The 18,563-nt window shown below is 35.9% G+C and carries 25 protein-coding genes; 15 read left to right on the top strand and 10 right to left on the bottom strand.

Annotated features, from left to right (window positions below; genetic code table 11):
- From EKM63_RS04645 to EKM63_RS04675, 7 genes are read left to right on the top strand one after another with little or no spacing between them, the layout of a single operon-like run.
- Window positions 1-468 (top strand): MogA/MoaB family molybdenum cofactor biosynthesis protein, encoded by a 468-nt coding sequence (locus tag EKM63_RS04645; RefSeq protein ID WP_125704214.1) that lies wholly within the window; start codon window positions 1-3, stop codon window positions 466-468.
- Window positions 468-1,697: a molybdopterin molybdotransferase MoeA gene (locus EKM63_RS04650; RefSeq protein ID WP_125704216.1), complete on the top strand. Its 1,230-nt coding sequence runs from the start codon at window positions 468-470 to the stop codon at window positions 1,695-1,697. The genes EKM63_RS04645 and EKM63_RS04650 overlap by 1 nt, the downstream gene beginning before the upstream one ends.
- Window positions 1,676-2,161 (top strand): molybdopterin-guanine dinucleotide biosynthesis protein B, encoded by a 486-nt coding sequence (mobB, locus tag EKM63_RS04655; protein ID WP_125704218.1) that lies wholly within the window; start codon window positions 1,676-1,678, stop codon window positions 2,159-2,161. Before EKM63_RS04650 ends, mobB begins: the two co-directional genes overlap by 22 nt.
- Window positions 2,158-2,715: an NTP transferase domain-containing protein gene (locus EKM63_RS04660; RefSeq protein WP_125704220.1), complete on the top strand. Its 558-nt coding sequence runs from the start codon at window positions 2,158-2,160 to the stop codon at window positions 2,713-2,715. The genes mobB and EKM63_RS04660 overlap by 4 nt, the downstream gene beginning before the upstream one ends.
- Window positions 2,712-2,960: a hypothetical protein gene (locus tag EKM63_RS04665; protein WP_125704222.1), complete on the top strand. Its 249-nt coding sequence runs from the start codon at window positions 2,712-2,714 to the stop codon at window positions 2,958-2,960. The genes EKM63_RS04660 and EKM63_RS04665 overlap by 4 nt, the downstream gene beginning before the upstream one ends.
- 11 nt (window positions 2,961-2,971) lie before the next feature.
- Window positions 2,972-4,009: a sensor histidine kinase gene (locus EKM63_RS04670; RefSeq protein ID WP_164504907.1), complete on the top strand. Its 1,038-nt coding sequence runs from the start codon at window positions 2,972-2,974 to the stop codon at window positions 4,007-4,009.
- A 39-nt stretch (window positions 4,010-4,048) separates the two neighbouring features.
- Window positions 4,049-4,714, top strand: a complete 666-nt coding sequence (locus tag EKM63_RS04675) for a response regulator (RefSeq protein WP_125704226.1) — start codon at window positions 4,049-4,051, stop codon at window positions 4,712-4,714.
- Here the strand turns inward: EKM63_RS04675 and EKM63_RS04680 are convergent.
- Together EKM63_RS04680 and EKM63_RS04685 are read right to left on the bottom strand one after the other, a co-directional pair.
- Window positions 4,686-5,582 (bottom strand): DMT family transporter, encoded by an 897-nt coding sequence (locus EKM63_RS04680; RefSeq protein ID WP_125704228.1) that lies wholly within the window; start codon window positions 5,580-5,582, stop codon window positions 4,686-4,688. The two genes, EKM63_RS04675 and EKM63_RS04680, sit on opposite strands and share 29 nt — an antisense overlap.
- Window positions 5,582-5,788, bottom strand: a complete 207-nt coding sequence (locus EKM63_RS04685; protein ID WP_125704230.1) for a heavy-metal-associated domain-containing protein — start codon at window positions 5,786-5,788, stop codon at window positions 5,582-5,584. The genes EKM63_RS04680 and EKM63_RS04685 overlap by 1 nt, the downstream gene beginning before the upstream one ends.
- Window positions 5,789-5,927: 139 nt before the next feature.
- On the opposite strand from EKM63_RS04685, the gene EKM63_RS04690 reads away from it, so the two are divergent.
- From EKM63_RS04690 to EKM63_RS04700, 3 genes are read left to right on the top strand one after another with little or no spacing between them, the layout of a single operon-like run.
- Window positions 5,928-6,203, top strand: a complete 276-nt coding sequence (locus EKM63_RS04690) for a hypothetical protein (protein ID WP_125704232.1) — start codon at window positions 5,928-5,930, stop codon at window positions 6,201-6,203.
- A 5-nt stretch (window positions 6,204-6,208) separates the two neighbouring features.
- Window positions 6,209-7,204 carry a hypothetical protein gene (locus tag EKM63_RS04695; protein ID WP_125704234.1) on the top strand — a complete coding sequence of 332 codons (996 nt, stop codon included), beginning with the start codon at window positions 6,209-6,211 and terminating at the stop codon, window positions 7,202-7,204.
- A gap of 10 nt (window positions 7,205-7,214) precedes the next feature.
- Window positions 7,215-8,153 carry a polyprenyl synthetase family protein gene (locus tag EKM63_RS04700; protein ID WP_125704236.1) on the top strand — a complete coding sequence of 313 codons (939 nt, stop codon included), beginning with the start codon at window positions 7,215-7,217 and terminating at the stop codon, window positions 8,151-8,153.
- A 251-nt stretch (window positions 8,154-8,404) separates the two neighbouring features.
- Here EKM63_RS04700 and EKM63_RS04705 read toward each other — a convergent pair whose 3' ends face one another.
- On the bottom strand, window positions 8,405-9,256 hold the full coding sequence (locus tag EKM63_RS04705) for a hypothetical protein (RefSeq protein WP_125704238.1): 852 nt from the start codon (window positions 9,254-9,256) through the stop codon (window positions 8,405-8,407).
- A 207-nt stretch (window positions 9,257-9,463) separates the two neighbouring features.
- On the opposite strand from EKM63_RS04705, the gene EKM63_RS04710 reads away from it, so the two are divergent.
- Both EKM63_RS04710 and EKM63_RS04715 read left to right on the top strand, forming a co-directional pair.
- Window positions 9,464-9,706: a hypothetical protein gene (locus tag EKM63_RS04710; protein ID WP_125704240.1), complete on the top strand. Its 243-nt coding sequence runs from the start codon at window positions 9,464-9,466 to the stop codon at window positions 9,704-9,706.
- Between the two features lie 87 nt (window positions 9,707-9,793).
- A complete protein-coding gene (locus tag EKM63_RS04715) occupies window positions 9,794-10,165 on the top strand; it encodes a helix-turn-helix domain-containing protein (RefSeq protein WP_125704242.1) in 372 nt (123 codons plus the stop codon).
- Window positions 10,166-10,197: 32 nt separating this feature from the next.
- Here the strand turns inward: EKM63_RS04715 and EKM63_RS04720 are convergent, their stop codons facing one another.
- Complete coding sequence (locus tag EKM63_RS04720; RefSeq protein WP_125704244.1) at window positions 10,198-11,328, bottom strand: glycerate kinase family protein; 1,131 nt, start codon at window positions 11,326-11,328, stop codon at window positions 10,198-10,200.
- 112 nt (window positions 11,329-11,440) lie between these two features.
- Here EKM63_RS04720 and EKM63_RS04725 point away from each other — a divergent pair, with 112 nt between their 5' ends.
- Window positions 11,441-12,286 carry an aldo/keto reductase gene (locus tag EKM63_RS04725; RefSeq protein ID WP_377768683.1) on the top strand — a complete coding sequence of 282 codons (846 nt, stop codon included), beginning with the start codon at window positions 11,441-11,443 and terminating at the stop codon, window positions 12,284-12,286.
- Window positions 12,287-12,319: 33 nt separating this feature from the next.
- Here the strand turns inward: EKM63_RS04725 and EKM63_RS04730 are convergent, their stop codons facing one another.
- The 5 genes from EKM63_RS04730 to EKM63_RS04750 form a co-directional block, all read right to left on the bottom strand.
- Window positions 12,320-12,838, bottom strand: coding sequence for a hypothetical protein (locus EKM63_RS04730; protein ID WP_125704248.1), 519 nt, complete (start codon window positions 12,836-12,838; stop codon window positions 12,320-12,322).
- A gap of 23 nt (window positions 12,839-12,861) precedes the next feature.
- Entirely contained in the window at window positions 12,862-13,890 is a 1,029-nt protein-coding gene (locus EKM63_RS04735; protein ID WP_125704250.1) for a DUF5105 domain-containing protein, read from the bottom strand.
- Window positions 13,891-13,906: 16 nt separating this feature from the next.
- Window positions 13,907-14,929 carry a DUF5105 domain-containing protein gene (locus EKM63_RS04740; protein WP_125704252.1) on the bottom strand — a complete coding sequence of 341 codons (1,023 nt, stop codon included), beginning with the start codon at window positions 14,927-14,929 and terminating at the stop codon, window positions 13,907-13,909.
- Between the two features lie 155 nt (window positions 14,930-15,084).
- Entirely contained in the window at window positions 15,085-15,639 is a 555-nt protein-coding gene (locus EKM63_RS04745) for a hypothetical protein (RefSeq protein ID WP_125704253.1), read from the bottom strand.
- Window positions 15,640-15,700: 61 nt separating this feature from the next.
- Window positions 15,701-16,165, bottom strand: a complete 465-nt coding sequence (locus EKM63_RS04750; RefSeq protein ID WP_125704255.1) for a hypothetical protein — start codon at window positions 16,163-16,165, stop codon at window positions 15,701-15,703.
- A 219-nt stretch (window positions 16,166-16,384) separates the two neighbouring features.
- On the opposite strand from EKM63_RS04750, the gene EKM63_RS04755 reads away from it, so the two are divergent.
- The gene (locus tag EKM63_RS04755) at window positions 16,385-17,797 is read left to right on the top strand and encodes an amino acid permease (RefSeq protein ID WP_125704257.1); all 1,413 of its coding nucleotides are present in this window, start codon (window positions 16,385-16,387) and stop codon (window positions 17,795-17,797) included.
- A gap of 67 nt (window positions 17,798-17,864) precedes the next feature.
- Entirely contained in the window at window positions 17,865-18,044 is a 180-nt protein-coding gene (gene mazE / locus EKM63_RS04760) for a type II toxin-antitoxin system PemI/MazE family antitoxin (protein ID WP_125704259.1), read from the top strand.
- Window positions 18,045-18,137: 93 nt separating this feature from the next.
- On the opposite strand, the gene EKM63_RS04765 is transcribed toward mazE, so the two are convergent.
- The gene (locus EKM63_RS04765; protein ID WP_125704261.1) at window positions 18,138-18,509 is read right to left on the bottom strand and encodes a hypothetical protein; all 372 of its coding nucleotides are present in this window, start codon (window positions 18,507-18,509) and stop codon (window positions 18,138-18,140) included.
- Window positions 18,510-18,563: the final 54 nt, after the last annotated feature.

The raw sequence follows: 18,563 nt of genomic DNA on the forward strand, positions 1-18,563 counted from the left end.
ATGATCGAATTTGGAATTATCACTGTTAGTGACACTAGAACCGAGGAAACTGACAAATCTGGTAAGTATTTGCAGGACAAGCTAACTTCCCTTGGCAATAAATTTGTTACAAAATATATTGTGAAAGATGACGCCAAAGAAATTCTCATGGCGTACAATAAATTAATAGATACTAACTGTGAATTGATACTAGTCAATGGGGGAACCGGCATTGCTGTCCGTGATGTCACGATTGAAACTTTAGAGCCACAATTTGTGAAATTGATACCTGGCTTCGGGGAATATTTCCGTCGAATAAGTTTTGATGAAATCGGAACTAGAGCTCTAGCTTCAGGTGCTACTGCTGGTATCACTGCAACTGATCAATTGTGTTACTTGTTACCAGGATCAACCAACGCTTGCCAAACAGCTTTAGAAAAAGTAATTTTACCCGACCTAGATCATTTAATTAAGGAGATAACCAAATAATGTACACACCAGTAGACAAAAGAAATGACATAACTATCGACGAGGCCCGAAACCGAATTGCTGAAAGTATGTCAAAACTAACTTTAGGAACTGAAAAGGTGAACGTCGATAATTCAGATCATCGAATTATTGCTGAAGACGTGACAGCCACTCATGATCTACCAACATTTCGTCGCTCAGGTTATGACGGATTTGCATTATTGAGTTCCGATTTAACAAGTTTTCCAGTCCAACTAAAAGTCGTTGGAAACATCCCTGCTGGTGCAAATTTTGACCGTCCATTAGTTTCTGGCGAAGCAGTCAGAATAATGACCGGTGGTTACGTTCCAGATGGTGCAGATTTAGTTGTCATGTTAGAAACTACCAAAATGTTGGATGATGACACTTTGGAAATCTCAGAACGTCAAAAACGTGATAATATCACCCAAATCGGTTCCTTCTTCAAACAAGGTGACGTTTTACTATCAAAGGATACTGAAATCAACCCCGGCGGAATAAGCTTACTAAGTGCTTTCGATATTCACGAAATCACTGTTTACAAGAAACCAAGAATCGGTATTATCACTACCGGTTCAGAACTATTACATCCCGGTGAAGACATCGTTAACGGTAAAATTTTCAACAGTAATGGTCCCTTGATCAAAGCTCTTTGTACTGAGAATGGTGCAGATGTCGTTGGATATACACAAATAAAAGATGATCCTGAATTACTCAGACAAGCTGTTAAAGACTTACAAGGAAAATGTGATGTCATTATTACAAACGGTGGGGTCTCAGTCGGAGACTACGATATTATCGCCGATCTTGCTAAGTCAGCTGACGAGTTACTTTTCAACAAGATTCAAATGCGCCCTGGTAGTGTTACTACTGCCTTCGTTGACAAAGGTATCATCTACTTTGGGCTTTCAGGTAACCCCGGTGCCTGCTTCACAGGATTCTATTTATACGTTGAATATGCCCTTCGCGTACTTCAAAAGCAAAAGAGCCGTTGCATCGAGTGTCAAGGTACTTTGAACGAAGAATATACCAAAACTAATATGTATGACCGTATTCTCAGAGGACAATATCATATCGATTCAGATCACATTGAAGTCGGTCGAGTTGGTGGAGACCAATCTGATAATCTAAATAACTTACAACGAGCAACTTGCTTCTTTGAAATACCACGTGGTGATTCAGTAACTCCCGCAGGAAGCGTGCTTAGAACATGGTTACTACCTTTCAAATAATCGGGCACAAAAAAAGTGGCAAGACTACATTGACGAACGACTTTCTCAAATTTGGTAAAGCAGCTGGTTACAGCTTCAGTGTAGTCAAGCACACTCATGGACCGGTGGATATCCCGGCCAATACTGACACCGGAAAATTTTATCAGCAGTCAGATGATGTTTTACTTCTAAACGACAGCCAAACAATTCATTACCAAAGAAAAATTGCTAAAACTGCCTCAGAACAAATTACAGAATTGCAAAAAAATAGCCCCGCTGATTTTTTGATCATCGAAGGTTTAAAAGAATTGGATTATCCCAAAATTACTTTGCTTAAAGAAGACGAAGTAAAGTCAGATTTCGCAGATATATCACAAATATTAGTTTTCGCTAGTATCCAAAAAGACGAATCAAATATCATTTCTTTGATGGATACTGACGAACGTAAAAAATTCATTATTAATTTTTTGAGGGAAATACAATGACAGATGGATTGATTTTGGCAGGCGGAAGATCCACCCGCTACCAAAGTGACAAAGCTCTGGCACACTTCAATACTAGAGTGTTAACAAATGTCGAATTCACGACCAAACAAGTTCTACCATTCGTCGAACACTGCTATGTTTCGACCAACGAAACGAATAATAGACCAATCAGACAGTTTTTCTTCAACGTCAATCGTGTCTCGACTATACAAGATCAAGCCCCACTAATAGACAAAGGACCAGTTTCTGCCTTATGGTCATATTTTCAAGAAACAGGCAATCAAGATGCAGACTTGTTAGTTGTTGCAACTGATTACAAAAATATTGATCAAAATGTGCTAAAATTGATAAGCAACAAAATCGCTTACATTCAATGTGGCGAAGAGTCTTACTACACGTTCTGCCACATCCAGATCAATTCCAATGACTTCAGGCGTCAAATGCGGAATCGTAACTATCGTTGGCAAAATATACTTAGAATTTCTAACTGTGAGACTGTTTATATAGCTAATTCAAACATCAAGAACATCAATTATCAGGAGGATCTACAATGAAAAACAAGTCTGAAATGAGCGACGGCGACTTCCAAAAATTAATTCGCATTTGCATGAACGATCTAACGATCCAACGCACTCTTTTGGAAAATGATATGCAAGAGCAACGTGATGATTTAAGAACTCTTGAACAAGACCAAGCTATCGACAAATTGGAACGTAGAATAATGTTGATCAAAAAAGATTACGAACATTATTCTCAATTTGCTGACCCAAGCTTTGCTGATCAAGAAATTCAATATTAGAGATGATACCCATGAAAAATAGTGACACACTTTGGATCCAAAAAAACTTTTTGGACTCACCTGATGCTACTTTGATTGTGCAAGACACTCAGGTAGTTATAGTTAATAATGCTGCCCAACAATTGATCAACGGTCTAAATATTGACGTGAATTATTTGATTCAATTAGTTCAAACTGACATGGCAGAAAATCAGTCGGCTACCAACAATTGTTTTAACTGTGTTGTTAAAGAAACAATGCATCACAATTCTGTCCCAATCGACGTGATGGATAAAAATCAATTACAAAAGCTGACATTTACTTTAGATTACTATCTGATCGATTCTGAAAACGATGTTTACTCGGTCGTTATCAGAAATAATGCCACAGTCGATCGACTCAAGAAAATGGAAGACAACCACGATATCGTTCGTAAGATCAATCGTACGCAAGAGAACGAACGTAAACGTATTTCTGAGGATCTACATGACAGTGTGGCTCAATCAGTTTATTCATCGATCATGACATTGAATCGAATGAAAACAGGTGACGAAGAAAAAGATAAAATGATTGCACAAGTTCAAGAACAACTACGTGGAACTCTCAGCGATATCAAGAGTTTAGCTGTCGATGTTAGACCAGCTGTTTTGGACAACTTTGGTCTCATTCCAGCAATTCACGCATTGATCAAACGAATGCAACCAAGTACAGATATAGAATTAGACTTTATTGATCGTAGCGGCGATACATCTGAATTATCGGGGGATATTCAGACGACACTTTACCGTATCGTACAAGAAGCCATGACTAATGCCATCAAGCATTCAAAAGCTAGTTCAATCGTTATCATGCTAGTTTCACACAAGAATAAGATTTCTCTTGAAGTAATTGATGACGGAGTCGGTTTCAAAATGTACACTCAAAAATCCTATAATGGATCTTCCCTAGGAATGATCAACATGAACGAACGTGTTAAATCATTGAACGGGTATTTCCTCGTAGATTCTAAGATCAATGAAGGAACTACTATTTCCGCAGAGTTTCCGTATGAAGGTACAAAGGTAGAGTAATAAAAACTTTACCGACCAAAAACGAGGAATGATTAAAATATGAAAAACGTATTAATTGCTGATGATTTCAAGATTTTGCGTAAAGGTCTCGCCTATACAATAAATAACACCAACAAGTTTCACGTTGCAGCCGAGGCAAATGATGGCAATGAGGCATATTCCATCATTGATAACCAAGACATCGACATCGTGATCATTGATATCAGCATGCCACCCGGGGAGAGTGGTTTGGTGACTATCAAACGGATACATGACTATCATCCAGAAGTTAAACAAATCGTCCTGTCCATGCATGAGGAACCGGAATATATCAACACAGCTATTGCCAATGGTGCGTTGTCATATATTTTAAAAAGTTCTGATGAACAGGAACTTTTGCATGCGCTTGATCATGCAGATGTGGATGAATCATATATCGATAAAAACATTGTAATGACACAAAACGACTACAAAAGTATCAAAGAACAACATGAAGTTGAAGAAAAAAAACTGGATAAGTTGAGTTTTATCAACTTATCCAGACGTGAACGTGAAGTATTACCACTAATATGTTTGGGCTTTTCTAATCAAGAAATAGCCGAAAAATTATTTGTTACCAGAAAAACCATTGAAGCACATAAAACTAATATCATGAAAAAATTAGGTTTTTCGACAAGACGTGAGTTACTCCACTTTGCTATGCAGCATCACTTGATCGATTTTTAGTGAATGTAACGATTGCTGTTGATGCAATCAATAGGATCGCACCGATAATAATGTTTGCTGTGATGGCAATTGGGAAGAAGAAGTATGAATAAATAATTACTACGATAGGTCCCAAAGCACGCACAATATTCGCCTTACCAGCCGAAATGAATTTCAAACTAGTGTAGAACAATAACAGTGATAGGAAACCATTGAAGAAAGCACCGAAGAAGTTAAATGTAACTGCTTTGGCCTGGATTCCTGAGAATGTTCCGTTAACGAATAATCCGGTTACTAACAAGAAAATTGCTGAAACAACGTGGTTGTAAAATAGCACGTTGCCGGGATTATTATCTTCAACTAAATATTTAGCGATGATGTTATTGGCAGCATACATGAATGGGTAAACAAAGGCACAGACGATTCCCCAAACGTTGTCGAGTTCCATACGACCGGATGAAACAAAAATTGATCCGGTAATACACATTGCAACTGCTAAATAATCCATTGCTGTCAATTTTTCTTTCAAAAATAAATACGACAGCACGAATACGTACACTAGATAAATTCTAGCAATCAACGTAACTGTTACTGGACTTAGCAATGAGAGTGCCACATACTGGAGCAAAACTCCAATACCATTGGTAACTCCAAGTGCAATGACCCATTTATCTTTAATAACGGAAAAATCACGATACATTATATAAATCAAAATAAAGTTGAATATTGCAGCAAAGACACTGGTAAATACACCACCAATAATGGGGTTCAAACTTACCAACGAGAATTTGTTCAATACTGGACTGATACTACTAAATAGTAGTGAAATTAAATTAAGCTCAACCCCTAAGCGTTGAGCTTTTTTTGTATTTGTAGAACCGTTGCTCATTAGTCGGCAATCTCCTCAACTGTGAAAGGCTTGTCTGCTAGTGCATCACGAACTTCTTCAACATCTGCATTTCCAAGAACTGTTGCAGTCATCTTAGTCATGTCTTTTTCAATTTTGTCGACACCATCTACATCGCTCAATCTTTCTGCAATGTGACGTGGGCAATTTTCACATTTTAAACCGCTGATCAAAATTTTCTTTGCCATAATATAAAATATCCCCTTTTTTAAGATGACTCTATTCTAACAAACATTAATTCACTTTTAAGTTAGTAATATTACCAATTTCAAAATTTTCTAAAAGACTTTAGAATATAATTAATGAATAATGGAGGATTTCAATATTATGGCTAAAAACGTAACTATGGAAGAATCAATTTATCAACTTTTGAAAGATGTCGATCGTAATTACTTCACATCTAATCGACAATTAAATAAGAACTCCATGCTCTATCAAACAATTGAAGAGGTTCAAGATAAGGGCTGGTTCAATAAACTTGAACTACAAACCGTCAAAAATTATCCTCTCGCAACCGCCACTTTGAAGACAGCAGAACTCACTGAAGCTGGCGTAAAACACTTAGCAGAACTTAAAGACAAATTAGATACAAACAAGGAGTAGCATTTATGGACATCAATGATTTAAAAAACCAAATAAATGATCGTTTCGAAAATACACCGATTCAATCTTCAGCATTTTACGCTGACCCAGAGGACCACTTAGACAATCAAAAAAAATTAAGACTTACGTTGAAGTCATTCATCGAAACTCAAAAGCCTGATACTCCATTTGCTTTACAATTGATGGCAACACATTCAGAAATAACTATCATGCCATTGGGTCTACTTGATTTGAATGAGTTGAAGGAATGGGAAAACAAAAAACGTGCTGAAAGTGGCAAGACTTACGCCACCGGTGATGAAAAAGAAGGAACTCCGATTGTCGTCCAATTTGACCCGCACGTTAAAGAATATAAATTAGAAAAACAAATTCTGGATATTTATACGGATGATTTATTCGAACACTTCCACGATGCCTTTAATGACAAGCTTTGGCCTGTAGTTATGAAATATTTGAATACTAATCAAACCATCCTTCGTGACATCGAAAAGAAATTAGTCGAAGAGAGCCAAGAAGTCAAAGAAACTAATTTAACACAACTCAAAAATATGACTGATGAACAAATGGAAAAGAAACTTGGCTATAAGTTAAGCGAGGAACAATTCGATCACTATGCCACATACATCGCTGATTTAGCTCAAGTTAACTCAATTTTGGTTTCATCCGGAGAATTCGTTAAAGGCCAACTTCTCAAGGATATGCCATTCCCACAAATGATGAATTTGGATGAAGTACGTAACACCTTCTTCTGGGTATTGGATAATACCTTCAATGAAATTATCTATTTCTATATCCAAGCATTCGGAAGTACAAATGCTAATTTGAAAAAGCATCTGAATACTATTCGTAAGAATCTCGCTACCTTGATGAGAACTGACGCTTGGAAAAAATGTAACGATATTATCGAAAAGAATGAAAAGTTCAATGTTGCAAAATTCTTCAATGATGTCTTTCTACCAATTGCTGAAAACCTTGAAGTAGAAGTAGACAAATTTAAATAGGGGTACAAAAATGGCTGCCGAATCACCTTTTAAACAATTTCAAAAATTAAATGTCAAATTACTTGGGCTTGAAGACTATATGCTACATCTGATTGAGTTGAATCATGACGATATTATCAATGAGGCTCAGGGATATCTAAAATCTTCACGCTTTTTACATGCAGCATTCTTCTATCTATTTTCCGATTTCGGGGATGCCGATTCTGAAGATTTACGAGACAACTCCCTACAATCTGCTGCTGCAGCATTGCAACTCTTCTATATCAGAAACGAAATGATGCGTAAACATAACGCAGGACCTGACTCCATCAAATTGAATTTCATGGTCGAGTACTTTTCTGACTTGATCGATGTTGAATTCAGAAAATGTTCTGCAGACGATGATGATCTACAAGGAAAAATCGATGCTGTTCAAGAAATTACGACTAATCAGCTTTTAGCCGACGAACAAATGGTAAAACCCGTTGAAGATGTTGGCGAGTATATCAAACGTATTGAAGCACGTTCAGCCGTTATGTTTGAGTTCGCCTGTCGATTTGGTGCTCAAGCTACTCACGCTGACGATGTTTTGATTGATTCTGCTGGTCAAATCGGACGCACTATTGGATTGGCTTACCAAATCAAGAGTGAAATTTTGGATTTGATAGGTATCAATACTACTGAAGATCAATTTGGTCCTTTATATATGCTACAAAGTGGCGAGTTTACTTTACCTACCATTTTTGCTGTGGCTAAAGCTGGTCCTGATTTTATGAATAAGGTTGCTGAAGCTGGTCGCACTGGCGATAAGGCTTTGGCTGAAACTGCTGAGTATATCATCGATAATGGGGTTGATGCGGCTCAGGTTATGGTTAAGGAGTATAAGGACCAAGCTGTTTTTGATATTAATATGTTGCCTAATATTCCGGCAAAGCAGGATTTGAAGAAGTTGGTTGATATGTTGCTTTAGAATTGGTAGTTTTATGTGTAATGCCGATTCCGAAGACGAATAGATTTTTTGGCTGGAACGCAGCCGATACATTTGTAGCCTCCCAAGGTTCAGGGAGTCTCCAAACTGCATCTTTGTCTAAGACTCGTTCCGAGTCTAAGTCAAATTTGGCTGCTGAGCCAAAATCTATTCGTCTTCTACATCTAAATAGAATCTAAAAAAACATGACGAAAAACTCATAAATTGGGGTTTAGTCATGTTTTAATTTTCGACTATTTATCATTCATATAATGGTGTCCGTTGTATACGAATCCTTCTGGTTGTATTTGAGTCGGTCCGACCATTTGATCATATGTACCAGTGATATTTCCCTGATCATCTTGAGCTTCACCTTTATAATCGATATATGTAATGTCTGCAGGAATAGCATCACTGTCAGAAATTTTATATCCAGCTGGTGTTTCAGTTACAGTTAGATACTTCTCCATACCAGGTGCTTTACACATTGCATGCATATATAACTTTTCAGCCATGTCTGCACTTGTAATAACATGACCGGATTTTTTTGTTGCTTGATCTGTTGTCGATTTTTTAAGTTCTGATGAATTACTTGAATTAGAATTACTTGAATTAGAATTATTCGGATTATCATCCGGAATGCTGAAGTTGAGTTTTGCCAATTTATTATTAAGATCAACGTAGATAAAATATACATCTTTTTTATTTATTATTTGGGAAGATAGTTCACCGAATAATTTATCATAAGTAAGACTCTTATTTGGCTTTACTGTAATTGTTCCCTCTTTCAAAGTGGCGACTTTATTCCCATTCAGTTCTGAAATAAAAAATTGATTCAATTTAAATTTAACAGTTTTATCAGAATTATTACTGATTTTGACTGAAACCGAATGCCACCTCTCCGTCTTTTTTAAACTAAATTTAAAATTAACTTTCTTTTTATCAGCTTTACTCAAGTTTTGATAATACTTTGTTACTGCATCCTTCTTAATTATTGTTTTCTCATTACTTGAATTTTTGTCATTGGATTCAGAACTACTATTATTACTGCACCCTGTTAGTGCCAATGCACAAATTAATCCCAAAGTGATAATACTTTTTTCCATAATATATCCCCTTTTAACACATTATAAAAATAATTATATCACTCAAATATGATTACTTTTGGCATTTTATAAATGGTAATTATCTAGACTCTCTCGATAAATAAAAATTTTCCTCATATTTCTGTATGTTTATTTTACTTGTTTCGATTTTCCCATTCATCAAAAATATGGTATCTTAATATTCCAAAGACTATTAAGGAGATATTAATGAAACCTCTAGCTGTCACTCTCGATTATGGATTGATTTTTATCCTTACTGCATCGGCGATTATTTCTGAATCGTTTTTAGGTCAATGGAATTCTTTCTTCCTTATTGCAATTTTGTTGGCTGTAAACATTTTTCTCTATAAGAAATTTAAAACTCGCTCTTTGATTCCTCTTTTGGTTGTCGTTCCTTCTTTGATCATTTTCGGATTGATTGTTTCTATCACTATCAGGGCTATTGCTTAATTGTTAGTGTTATAACATTCGTATGTCAAACGGCTTTGATAGACAAAATCTGCCTTAAATGTATGATTTATTCAAGGGGTGAATATTATGGACTTAAAAGACCGTATGCAAAAATGTCGTACTCAAATGAATCTTACGCAAGATGACGTTGCTGAAAAACTTCATGTTTCTCGCCAAACTGTTTCTAATTGGGAAACTGGTAAAACCATTCCTGACTCCGACAGTCTTGCTGCTATCAGTGATCTCTATAATATTTCAATTGACGATCTTATGAAACCTAGTGATGATGCTGAATCTACTGGCAAAAATAATCATGCGGAAATTTTGATGGGATTGGGTATGCTTCTTGTGATCGTGGGAATATTTATGAATGATTCATTTACTATTGTCGCCATTATAGCTGGAATTTTGATTGCAATGTTCAGCTCTGAAATCACAAAATTTTTTAATAACAAATAACACCTGAGAATCTCATTCTCAGGTGTCTTTTTTTATCTAATCAAGCGTCCGATATTCTCACATACTTGTTGTAAATTTTTATCTGTATCAGCTATTGCTGTATTCAAATCTTCAACTCCAGGTACACAGCTGAATATTGCATCTATGCCGGTTGGATACAATTCTGAGATTTTATCACCGACACTACCTGCGATTCCGATAACTTTTATTTTTGGATCAACTGACTTGGTTGCTTGTGCAACTCCAAATGGTGTCTTTCCAAATTTTGTTTGAAAGTCTATCTGACCTTCTCCGGTAAATACATAGTCGGCACCTTTTAGTTTTTCTTTCAATTCGGTATATTCAACTACTATTTCGACTCCGGAATGAATCGTTGCATTGGTGAATGCTAAGAGTCCTGCACCTAAACCACCTGCCGCACCGGCTCCCTCTATCTTTGCTACATCCCTACCGAGGTCTCGTTTGATAACTTCAGAATAATGAGTCAAAGCTCGATCCAGTACTTTTATCATGTGCTCATCGGCACCTTTTTGTTTTCCAAAAACATATGAGGCTCCAAAAACACCGGTAAGTGGACTGGTAACATCTGATGCAATAACGATTTTTGTTTCAGCTAACTCTGGCAACATTTTGCTAGTATCGATGCGATCTAAATTGATCAAATCTTCTCCACCATACAATAATTGCTGTTGGTCTTTATCTAAAAGTTGTGCTCCCAATGCTTGAGCCATTCCTGCTCCACCATCATTGGTTGCTGAGCCACCTAAGCCAATTATTATTGTTCTGGCACCGTGAGCAATAGCTGCTTTGATAAGCTCTCCTGTGCCATAAGTAGTCGTAATATAAGGATTCGCTGTGGTTTTGTTGATGTATTGAATCCCACTTGCTTCCGCCATTTCAATCACGGCAACTTTTCCATCATCTATCAATCCATAATGAGCCTGCGTTTCCTTACCTAATGGATCAGTAACTGTTTCCGTCAGAATCTGTCCTTTCTTGGCATCGACCAACGATTGAACTGTACCTTCCCCACCGTCAGCCATCGGTACTTGAACATATTCTGCCTCTGGTAAAACTTTTTCCAATCCTTTTTGCATAGACTCAGCAACTTGTTTTGCCGTTAACGAATTTTTATATGAATCGGGTGCCAATACAATTTTCATAATGAGTTACTCCTAAAATTATAATTCGTACCCTCATATTCTCACTTTTTATGGGAAAAAGTAACTGACAGCCTTATTGGATAATGATATCTTAATGGCAGGAGATGATCATTTGAAACAAATTACATTTCATAATCAAAAAACTGCACCAATCGGCATGGGAACTTGGCGTGTTGGTGAAGGTAATGCTGAAACTACTAAACAAGAAATCGAATCTATTCATTACGGCTTGAATCATGGCATCAATGTGATCGACACTGCTGAGATGTATGGTGAAGGTTTAGCCGAAACTCTTGTTGGCAAGGCTACTCAGAGCTTTGACCGGTCTGATTTCCAAATTATTTCAAAATTTTATCCTTATCACGCTACTCCCAAATTGATCAAAGCTAGTCTTGAAAAAAGTTTAAACAGGCTTCAAACTGACTATCTGGATCTATACCTTCTACATTGGCGCGGTAATACTCCTTTAGCTGAGACAGTTTCCGGATTGGAAGATGTCAAAAAAGCCGGATATATCAAAGATTGGGGTGTTTCCAACTTTGATTTATCCGACCTAAATGAATTAGCTTCAGTTCCAGATGGTCTAAATTGTGTCGTCAACGAAAATCTCTATAACTTAACTAGCCGTGGTGTTGAATACTCCATCCTGCCCTGGCAAAAGAAACACAACGTGGATTTCGTTGGCTACTCACCTTTTGGCTCAGATAAAAACGAATTTCTTAAATTAAAGCCTGAGATCAAAGATATTGCAGCGCAAAAACACGTGACTGTTTTCCAACTTCTACTCGCCTGGGCGATACGCAATAACGATGTCTTAAGTATCCCTAAAACTAGTTCTTTATCTCATTTTGAAGATAATTTAAAAGCTCTTGAAATCGAATTTACTCCAGATGAATTGGATCTGTTGGATAGCTATTATCCAAAACCAACTCATGAAACTCCACTTGATGTTATCTAAGCAAAAATGCCTAACCTGACGGTTAGACATTTTTTATTTTGTATATTCAGCAACTTTCATATTAACTGGCTTAAGGCTAATAGTTAAATCATATTTTGATTCAACTTTTCCAGAAATATTGCCATTATCTTTTACCTTTAAATCAGTAAATTTTGCTTTGGGAGATTTGATAGTCAACGTTGATTTAGAAGCAGTATAAACTGTTTTTGACTTTACACTCATATCAACAGAATCACTGAAATCTTTTTTATTCTTAAGTCCATTTTTCATGTCGGATTTCTTTACTGATGCAAGAACTGCATGCTTTGTCTTTTTATCACCGAAATAAAGATATCCTTTAGATTCTTTATCACCAAATTTTCTTGAAAACTTGTAAACTTTGCCTGGAACAACTTTACTAACATTATGCTTGTCACGATAAATTTGTGCAGCTCTTTCGTCAGCCTTTTTTACATTTTGTTTATGAACAGTTGTACCAATTACAGCTGCAACAATAACTACTATTAGAACAATTACGCCAGCAATTATTCCTGTTTGCTTTTTATTTTTCAAAATATTTCCCCACTATCTAATTATTAAAATCCTGTTCCAGCAAATGTATCGACAACTTCGTCATATTGATTAGATGAAGTATCGATTTCCCATTTATCCCCATGTCGCTTGAGTACTAGATCGACATCGGAATTTTTTATCTTAGCTGGTTTTTCTGAACTAAAGATGTCTGTAACTCGGTCAATAACTGTTTTGTTATCAACATTTTCGACCGAATCATATTTATCATCATAAGTGTCATAAACATCTGACAAACTCAAAGTATATCCAGAGATGTTTACTACTGCAGTATTACCAGTCAAATATTTCAATGTTGGCTTGATCCTAGTTTTCTTTGCATTGGCAGTCTGATATGCCTTAACTAAGGTGTCATCCTCTTCATCAGAGAACTCATTGTTGAAGAAGCCGCGCTTTGAAATATTGGATGCTAGTTCTTTATTAAAAGTAGCAGATTCCTTGATAACATTGTTTTCGACAATATCATCGTAATCATCAGGCTGATCTCCGAAGAATACTCCTTGGATATAGGCCTTTGCAGCTTTCAACGAGCTATCAGATCTATCAATAACTACTTTTGTATTCAATCCTTGCGAAATTTTTACATCGTCAGAATTGTCATTATCGAGTGTTCCTTTGAATGTAACAGTGTACTTGGGACCTTGCTTAGCCTTGAAAAATACATATCCAGTTTGGCTTTCACCATTCGAAAGTTGTCCCATGTCAATAGCATTGATACTGCCATCAGCATCTCCAAAAAATGGGGTGTCGATACCAGACTTGACGTTTCCTTGACTGTCTTTTAAACCAAAATCAGTTTGAGAATATTCAAGATCATCTTTGGCATTGTTGGTAACTTTTACTTTTACAGCAATTAAATTTTCCTTGTCATTACCATCATCAGCAACCATAACTTGGGCACTTTTGACTTTTAAAGTAACATTTTTAGAACTAGATTGATTTGTTGTATTGGTTCCTTCTTTGGAGCATCCGGAAATAAACAGTACAATTCCGAAAATCGCCAGAAGAAGTATTTCAACTCGCTTTTGTTTCATTTATTTTCCCCAGACTCTATAAGATATCTCCATTAAAGATGTTGCCAACCAACTCGTAATCGTTCCCTTTGTTGACGATTCTCCACTTACTTCCATCTTTCTTCATGATTAAATCAGCTTCCATGAAAGATTTAGTGCTTTGTTTATCCATCAAATCTGTATATTGATCCAAGAGAGTTCCCAAATTAATGTCACCCTCATCTGAATACTTATCATGGTATTTTTCGAAAACAGAATCAGCTTTGACTGTTTTACCAGAAATTTGTAAAACGGCAGTTTTACCATTCATCGCAACTAGGTCTGTTTTGATATCTGATTTCTTTTTGTTTACAGATTTGTAGATTCTCATAACATCGGCAGATTCTTTATCACTCAGATCCATTGAATATCCACCGATATTTAAAAATTGTTCTGCTGCATGATTATCATATGTGGTACGATCTTTTTTCAAATCGTTGGCAACGTATTTCTTATAATTTGAAGTGTTATTGTCAAAGAACACAGCCTGAACATATGCGTCACCGGCTTTTTGAGCCTTCGTTGATTCATCTTTGATACCAGCAGTATTTATTTGCTGTTCAACCGTTACGTCCTTTGTAGAGTTCTTATCTCCGAGAACTGGTTTGAATACTAAATCATACTTAGCACCTGGCTTGGCATCGAAGAATACATATCCAGTTTTGCTTTCCCCTTTGGACATATTACCTACATCGATGTCTTTAATATTCTCTTTGGCATGATAACTAAAATCAACGATTGCAGTAGATTTTGAATTACCAGCACTATCTTTCAACTTGAAATCACTGGCACCAAAAATCAATTTTTTGTCTGCTTCATTTTTAACTTTGACTTTAAAAGCTAGAACTTTTTTGCCCTTTTTAGCAGTCAAATCATCTCTGACCATGACTTGTTTTCTGAGTATCTTTACACTTACTCCATCATTTGAGCCAGATCCTTTATTACTAGACGAGCATCCAGAAACAAAAACAACTAAAACTAGCGCAAGCATAGCAAATATACTTAATCCCTTACGTTTCATAATTTCCCCCGAATTATTGATTTATTCACACTACAAATATTTTACATAAATAAATTAATACGACAATATATTAGTTAAACTTTACCTAAAATATCGAAAATAAATACTTAAATTTTTGAGTAAACAAAAAAGGCGTCATATATAATGGCGTCTTTTTATGATGCTGAAGTTTTACCCTTTGTATTTTGATTTGAAAGTTTACCGTATTGCCTTAACGTATAACCTTTGGCATTTTCAACTGATCTATCATCAAAATATTTGTCACTTATTACCCGTTCTTTGAATACCTTGCCATTTTTGTTTTTCTTGATACCGACAGCTAGAAAATTATACCGTTGCTTGCCACTTTCTTTATAGCCAACGACTTGCTTGATCATGTATACATTACGGCCCTTGTACCTGAATACTTCACTATTATTTTGATTATCTCTGACCACATACAGAATATTACTTGTTTTTAACTTATTGAAAATAACTTTATCACCAGAAAGATCATACTTTAGTGCTGCTAATGATGCTGTATATAAAATATCCTCATCGACATTCTTTGTTTTCCCACAATAAGTCATGATGTTATCTGGGTTTGGTCGCACCATATATGACGAAACAGCAAAGAATGCTCCTCCGCCAAGTATCACTACTCCCATTACAACACCAACAACCCAAGAAATAATGCGGTTGTTAAGGTGTTCTGCTTTAAAATCCTTCATATAAATCCCCCTGAAATCTTCTATTAAATAAGATAACAAATAAATTTATATTCTCAAAGAATTATTTTCCCCAGCCATCGGGATTGGTAACAGTAGCAACCGATGCTTGAGCAAAGGTGTATTTCAGCACATTATTTTTGTCGACAATATCGCCATTCTTCTTCACGACATAGGGTTCACTGACACTCGCCTGGCCAATATACACATAATATTTACTGCCTTTTTTGGCACCTGTATAGGCTTCATTATTTTCAGTACTCATACCTACAACGTTTGATACTAAACTTTTAGCTTCTGACAAACTTTTTATCTTGATCTTACTTTCTTTGTTTTTCTTTTTATGAAGTGAACCTTTATCTGCTAGTTTTATTTCCTTAACTTTTTCATCATCATGATTATCATCCACTTTGGTCGACATTGACCAAGCTGGATCCTGTTTTTCTAACGACTGACTACCACAACCAGCCAACACAAAAAATGTTGCAACTGAACCTGCAACCACACCTGCCTTAAATATTTTATTCATCCCTGATCCCCACAATTTGTTATGTAAAAATCATAGCATGAGGTTTAATCTGACAGTATTTTTACTCAATATGTTCATAAATTATTGAAACGTTGATTAGTGACCAATTAAAAACTTTTTAAATATTATTTGAATTATAAGTTCAAAAGTGTAATATAGAACCCAATACTTATACAGATGTTCACAAATAGTGAACACGTTTTGAGGGGAACGTTTTTTATGGCTAAAGAAACACTACGTAGAAGTTTATCTTCTAGACAAATGCAGATGATCGCACTCGGGGGAACTATTGGTGTCGGTCTATTTATGGGTTCAGCTTCAACAATCAAATGGACAGGTCCTTCAGTTTTACTTGCTTATGGACTTGCGGGACTTATTTTGTACATGGTTATGCGTGCCTTGGGTGAGATGTTATATGTCGATCCATCTACTGGCTCCTTTGCCAAATATGGACGAGAATATATTCATCCGGTAGTTGGGTATTTGACTGCTTGGAGCAATGTTTTCCAATATCTAGTCGTTGGTATCAGTGAGGTTATTGCCGTTGGTACTTACCTACACTTCTGGTGGCCAAATATGCCAGAATGGATCGCCGGCGTTGTTGTCGTCGTTACACTCTGTATTGCCAATCTAACTTCAGTTAAAGCATATGGTGAATTGGAATTCTGGTTTGCTTTGATCAAAGTTGTCACAATCATTATGATGATCATTTTCGGTCTATTAGTAATTATCTTCGGTGTCGGTAATCATGGACACCCAATTGGTATCAGCAACCTTTGGACTAACGGAGGTTTCTTCACAGGTGGTATCAAAGGATTCATATTCGCGTTATCGATCGTCGTCGCTTCCTATCAAGGAATCGAAGTTATCGGTATCACAGCCGGTGAAGCTGAAGATCCACAAAAGAATATTGTTAGAGCCATCCGTTCAATTGTTGGTAGAATCTTGATTTTCTATATTGGAGCAATCTTTGTTATCGTTTCAATCTATCCTTGGAACAAGCTAGGAACAATGGGTTCACCTTTCGTTGAAACATTTGCCAAAGTTGGTATCACAGCAGCTGCCATGATCATCAACTTCGTTATGTTGACAGCCGCAATGTCAGGATGTAACTCCGGAATCTTCAGTTCCAGCCGTATGTTGTACACATTAGGATTGGAACACCATTTACCAAAATCATTCGTTAAACTTTCAAAACATGGCGTTCCCGTGGTTCCAGTTTTGACAATATCTATCGGTATTTTGTTAGGATTAATATTAAATTATTCATTGCCAGTACTCCTACATACATCAAGTAACGTTTTCGTTATCGTGTATAGTTCCAGTGTTTTACCAGGAATGGTACCTTGGTTTGTCATTTTATTCAGTGAATTGAAGTTTAGAAAAATCAATAAAGATAAAATGGCAGATCATCCCTTCAAAATGCCTTGGTTCCCAATTAGTAACTACTTATCAATCATTGCATTGTTTATAATTCTTATTTTCATGTTCTTGAATCCCGAAACAACAATCTCATTGATGGTCGGAGTCGTCTTCTTGATCGTTATGACAATAATTTACTTTGCTAAGAATCATCCAACTAAAAAAGTCGATGATGAAGATAATGATGTTGTTGGTGAGTTAGAAGAATAATCTCGTAATTTAACTGCTTATTACAGGTTTTGGTGGTACTCTTAACGCATACAAGAGGAGATGCCATATGAAAACTACTCGTCAAAAGAACAAATTGTTTATTGAAATACCATCTAAGTTTGATGTTAAAGAAGGTATTGAATACATTGCTTCCAAAACATATGATGGCAGTTTAATCTTTATTCCAAAATCTGAGAACATTTTTAAAAGTGATAAAGAAAAATATAAAGATTTAAGACCATACTAAACTCAAAAAAGATTAACAAACAAAATTGTTTGTTAATCTTTTTTTGCGCCTAGTGTCAAATCCATAAATTGAAAATAATCGATCTGTCTCTAACTAAAATGTTCGAACTTCATCCTTCAACAAATTATTCAAAACCAAACTGATTGAATAATCATCCAAAACTATTTCACCCTGCTCACTTTTTTCAAAATTAGCTTCAAACGACAATTTCTTATCATTATTAACATATCCGGGAATTGCGTAAACTTCATGTGGCTTCTTGAATGTTTTCGGATAATTCAATTGAATCGAAGTAATATTGTTATCTATATCTTGAGAAATAAGTTTCTCTTTGATTGCCGGCTCATTTCCTTTTGCAAATTTAACCATAGCTTTAAATTTCCGATAATCCTTGTCAGTATATTTCTGTTGGATCCTACCAAGAATTATACAAACTACGACAAAGACAATATAAAATTTTGTCATTATGCTTTCCCCACATTTTGAAGATTTAACGCAAAACTATTTACCGTTTTTTAC

It is taken from the genome of Companilactobacillus mishanensis, assembly GCF_003946505.1.
Taxonomy (GTDB): Bacteria; Bacillota; Bacilli; order Lactobacillales; family Lactobacillaceae; genus Companilactobacillus; species Companilactobacillus mishanensis.

Bases quoted from the DNA above. Each gene is read 5' to 3' on its own strand.
- EKM63_RS04735 (WP_125704250.1), bottom strand. From the start codon at position 13,890: ATGAAACAAAAGCGAGTTGAAATACTTCTTCTGGCGATTTTCGGAATT.
- EKM63_RS04670 (WP_164504907.1), top strand. From the start codon at position 2,972: ATGAAAAATAGTGACACACTTTGGATCCAAAAAAACTTTTTGGACTCA.
- EKM63_RS04715 (WP_125704242.1), top strand. From the start codon at position 9,794: ATGGACTTAAAAGACCGTATGCAAAAATGTCGTACTCAAATGAATCTT.
- EKM63_RS04650 (WP_125704216.1), top strand. From the start codon at position 468: ATGTACACACCAGTAGACAAAAGAAATGACATAACTATCGACGAGGCC.
- EKM63_RS04660 (WP_125704220.1), top strand. From the start codon at position 2,158: ATGACAGATGGATTGATTTTGGCAGGCGGAAGATCCACCCGCTACCAA.
- EKM63_RS04700 (WP_125704236.1), top strand. From the start codon at position 7,215: ATGGCTGCCGAATCACCTTTTAAACAATTTCAAAAATTAAATGTCAAA.
- EKM63_RS04645 (WP_125704214.1), top strand. From the start codon at position 1: ATGATCGAATTTGGAATTATCACTGTTAGTGACACTAGAACCGAGGAA.
- mobB (WP_125704218.1), top strand. From the start codon at position 1,676: ATGGTTACTACCTTTCAAATAATCGGGCACAAAAAAAGTGGCAAGACT.
- EKM63_RS04685 (WP_125704230.1), bottom strand. From the start codon at position 5,788: ATGGCAAAGAAAATTTTGATCAGCGGTTTAAAATGTGAAAATTGCCCA.
- mazE (WP_125704259.1), top strand. From the start codon at position 17,865: ATGAAAACTACTCGTCAAAAGAACAAATTGTTTATTGAAATACCATCT.
- EKM63_RS04680 (WP_125704228.1), bottom strand. From the start codon at position 5,582: ATGAGCAACGGTTCTACAAATACAAAAAAAGCTCAACGCTTAGGGGTT.
- EKM63_RS04740 (WP_125704252.1), bottom strand. From the start codon at position 14,929: ATGAAACGTAAGGGATTAAGTATATTTGCTATGCTTGCGCTAGTTTTA.
- EKM63_RS04745 (WP_125704253.1), bottom strand. From the start codon at position 15,639: ATGAAGGATTTTAAAGCAGAACACCTTAACAACCGCATTATTTCTTGG.
- EKM63_RS04705 (WP_125704238.1), bottom strand. From the start codon at position 9,256: ATGGAAAAAAGTATTATCACTTTGGGATTAATTTGTGCATTGGCACTA.
- EKM63_RS04665 (WP_125704222.1), top strand. From the start codon at position 2,712: ATGAAAAACAAGTCTGAAATGAGCGACGGCGACTTCCAAAAATTAATT.
- EKM63_RS04690 (WP_125704232.1), top strand. From the start codon at position 5,928: ATGGCTAAAAACGTAACTATGGAAGAATCAATTTATCAACTTTTGAAA.
- EKM63_RS04720 (WP_125704244.1), bottom strand. From the start codon at position 11,328: ATGAAAATTGTATTGGCACCCGATTCATATAAAAATTCGTTAACGGCA.
- EKM63_RS04750 (WP_125704255.1), bottom strand. From the start codon at position 16,165: ATGAATAAAATATTTAAGGCAGGTGTGGTTGCAGGTTCAGTTGCAACA.
- EKM63_RS04695 (WP_125704234.1), top strand. From the start codon at position 6,209: ATGGACATCAATGATTTAAAAAACCAAATAAATGATCGTTTCGAAAAT.
- EKM63_RS04675 (WP_125704226.1), top strand. From the start codon at position 4,049: ATGAAAAACGTATTAATTGCTGATGATTTCAAGATTTTGCGTAAAGGT.
- EKM63_RS04755 (WP_125704257.1), top strand. From the start codon at position 16,385: ATGGCTAAAGAAACACTACGTAGAAGTTTATCTTCTAGACAAATGCAG.
- EKM63_RS04765 (WP_125704261.1), bottom strand. From the start codon at position 18,509: ATGACAAAATTTTATATTGTCTTTGTCGTAGTTTGTATAATTCTTGGT.
- EKM63_RS04710 (WP_125704240.1), top strand. From the start codon at position 9,464: ATGAAACCTCTAGCTGTCACTCTCGATTATGGATTGATTTTTATCCTT.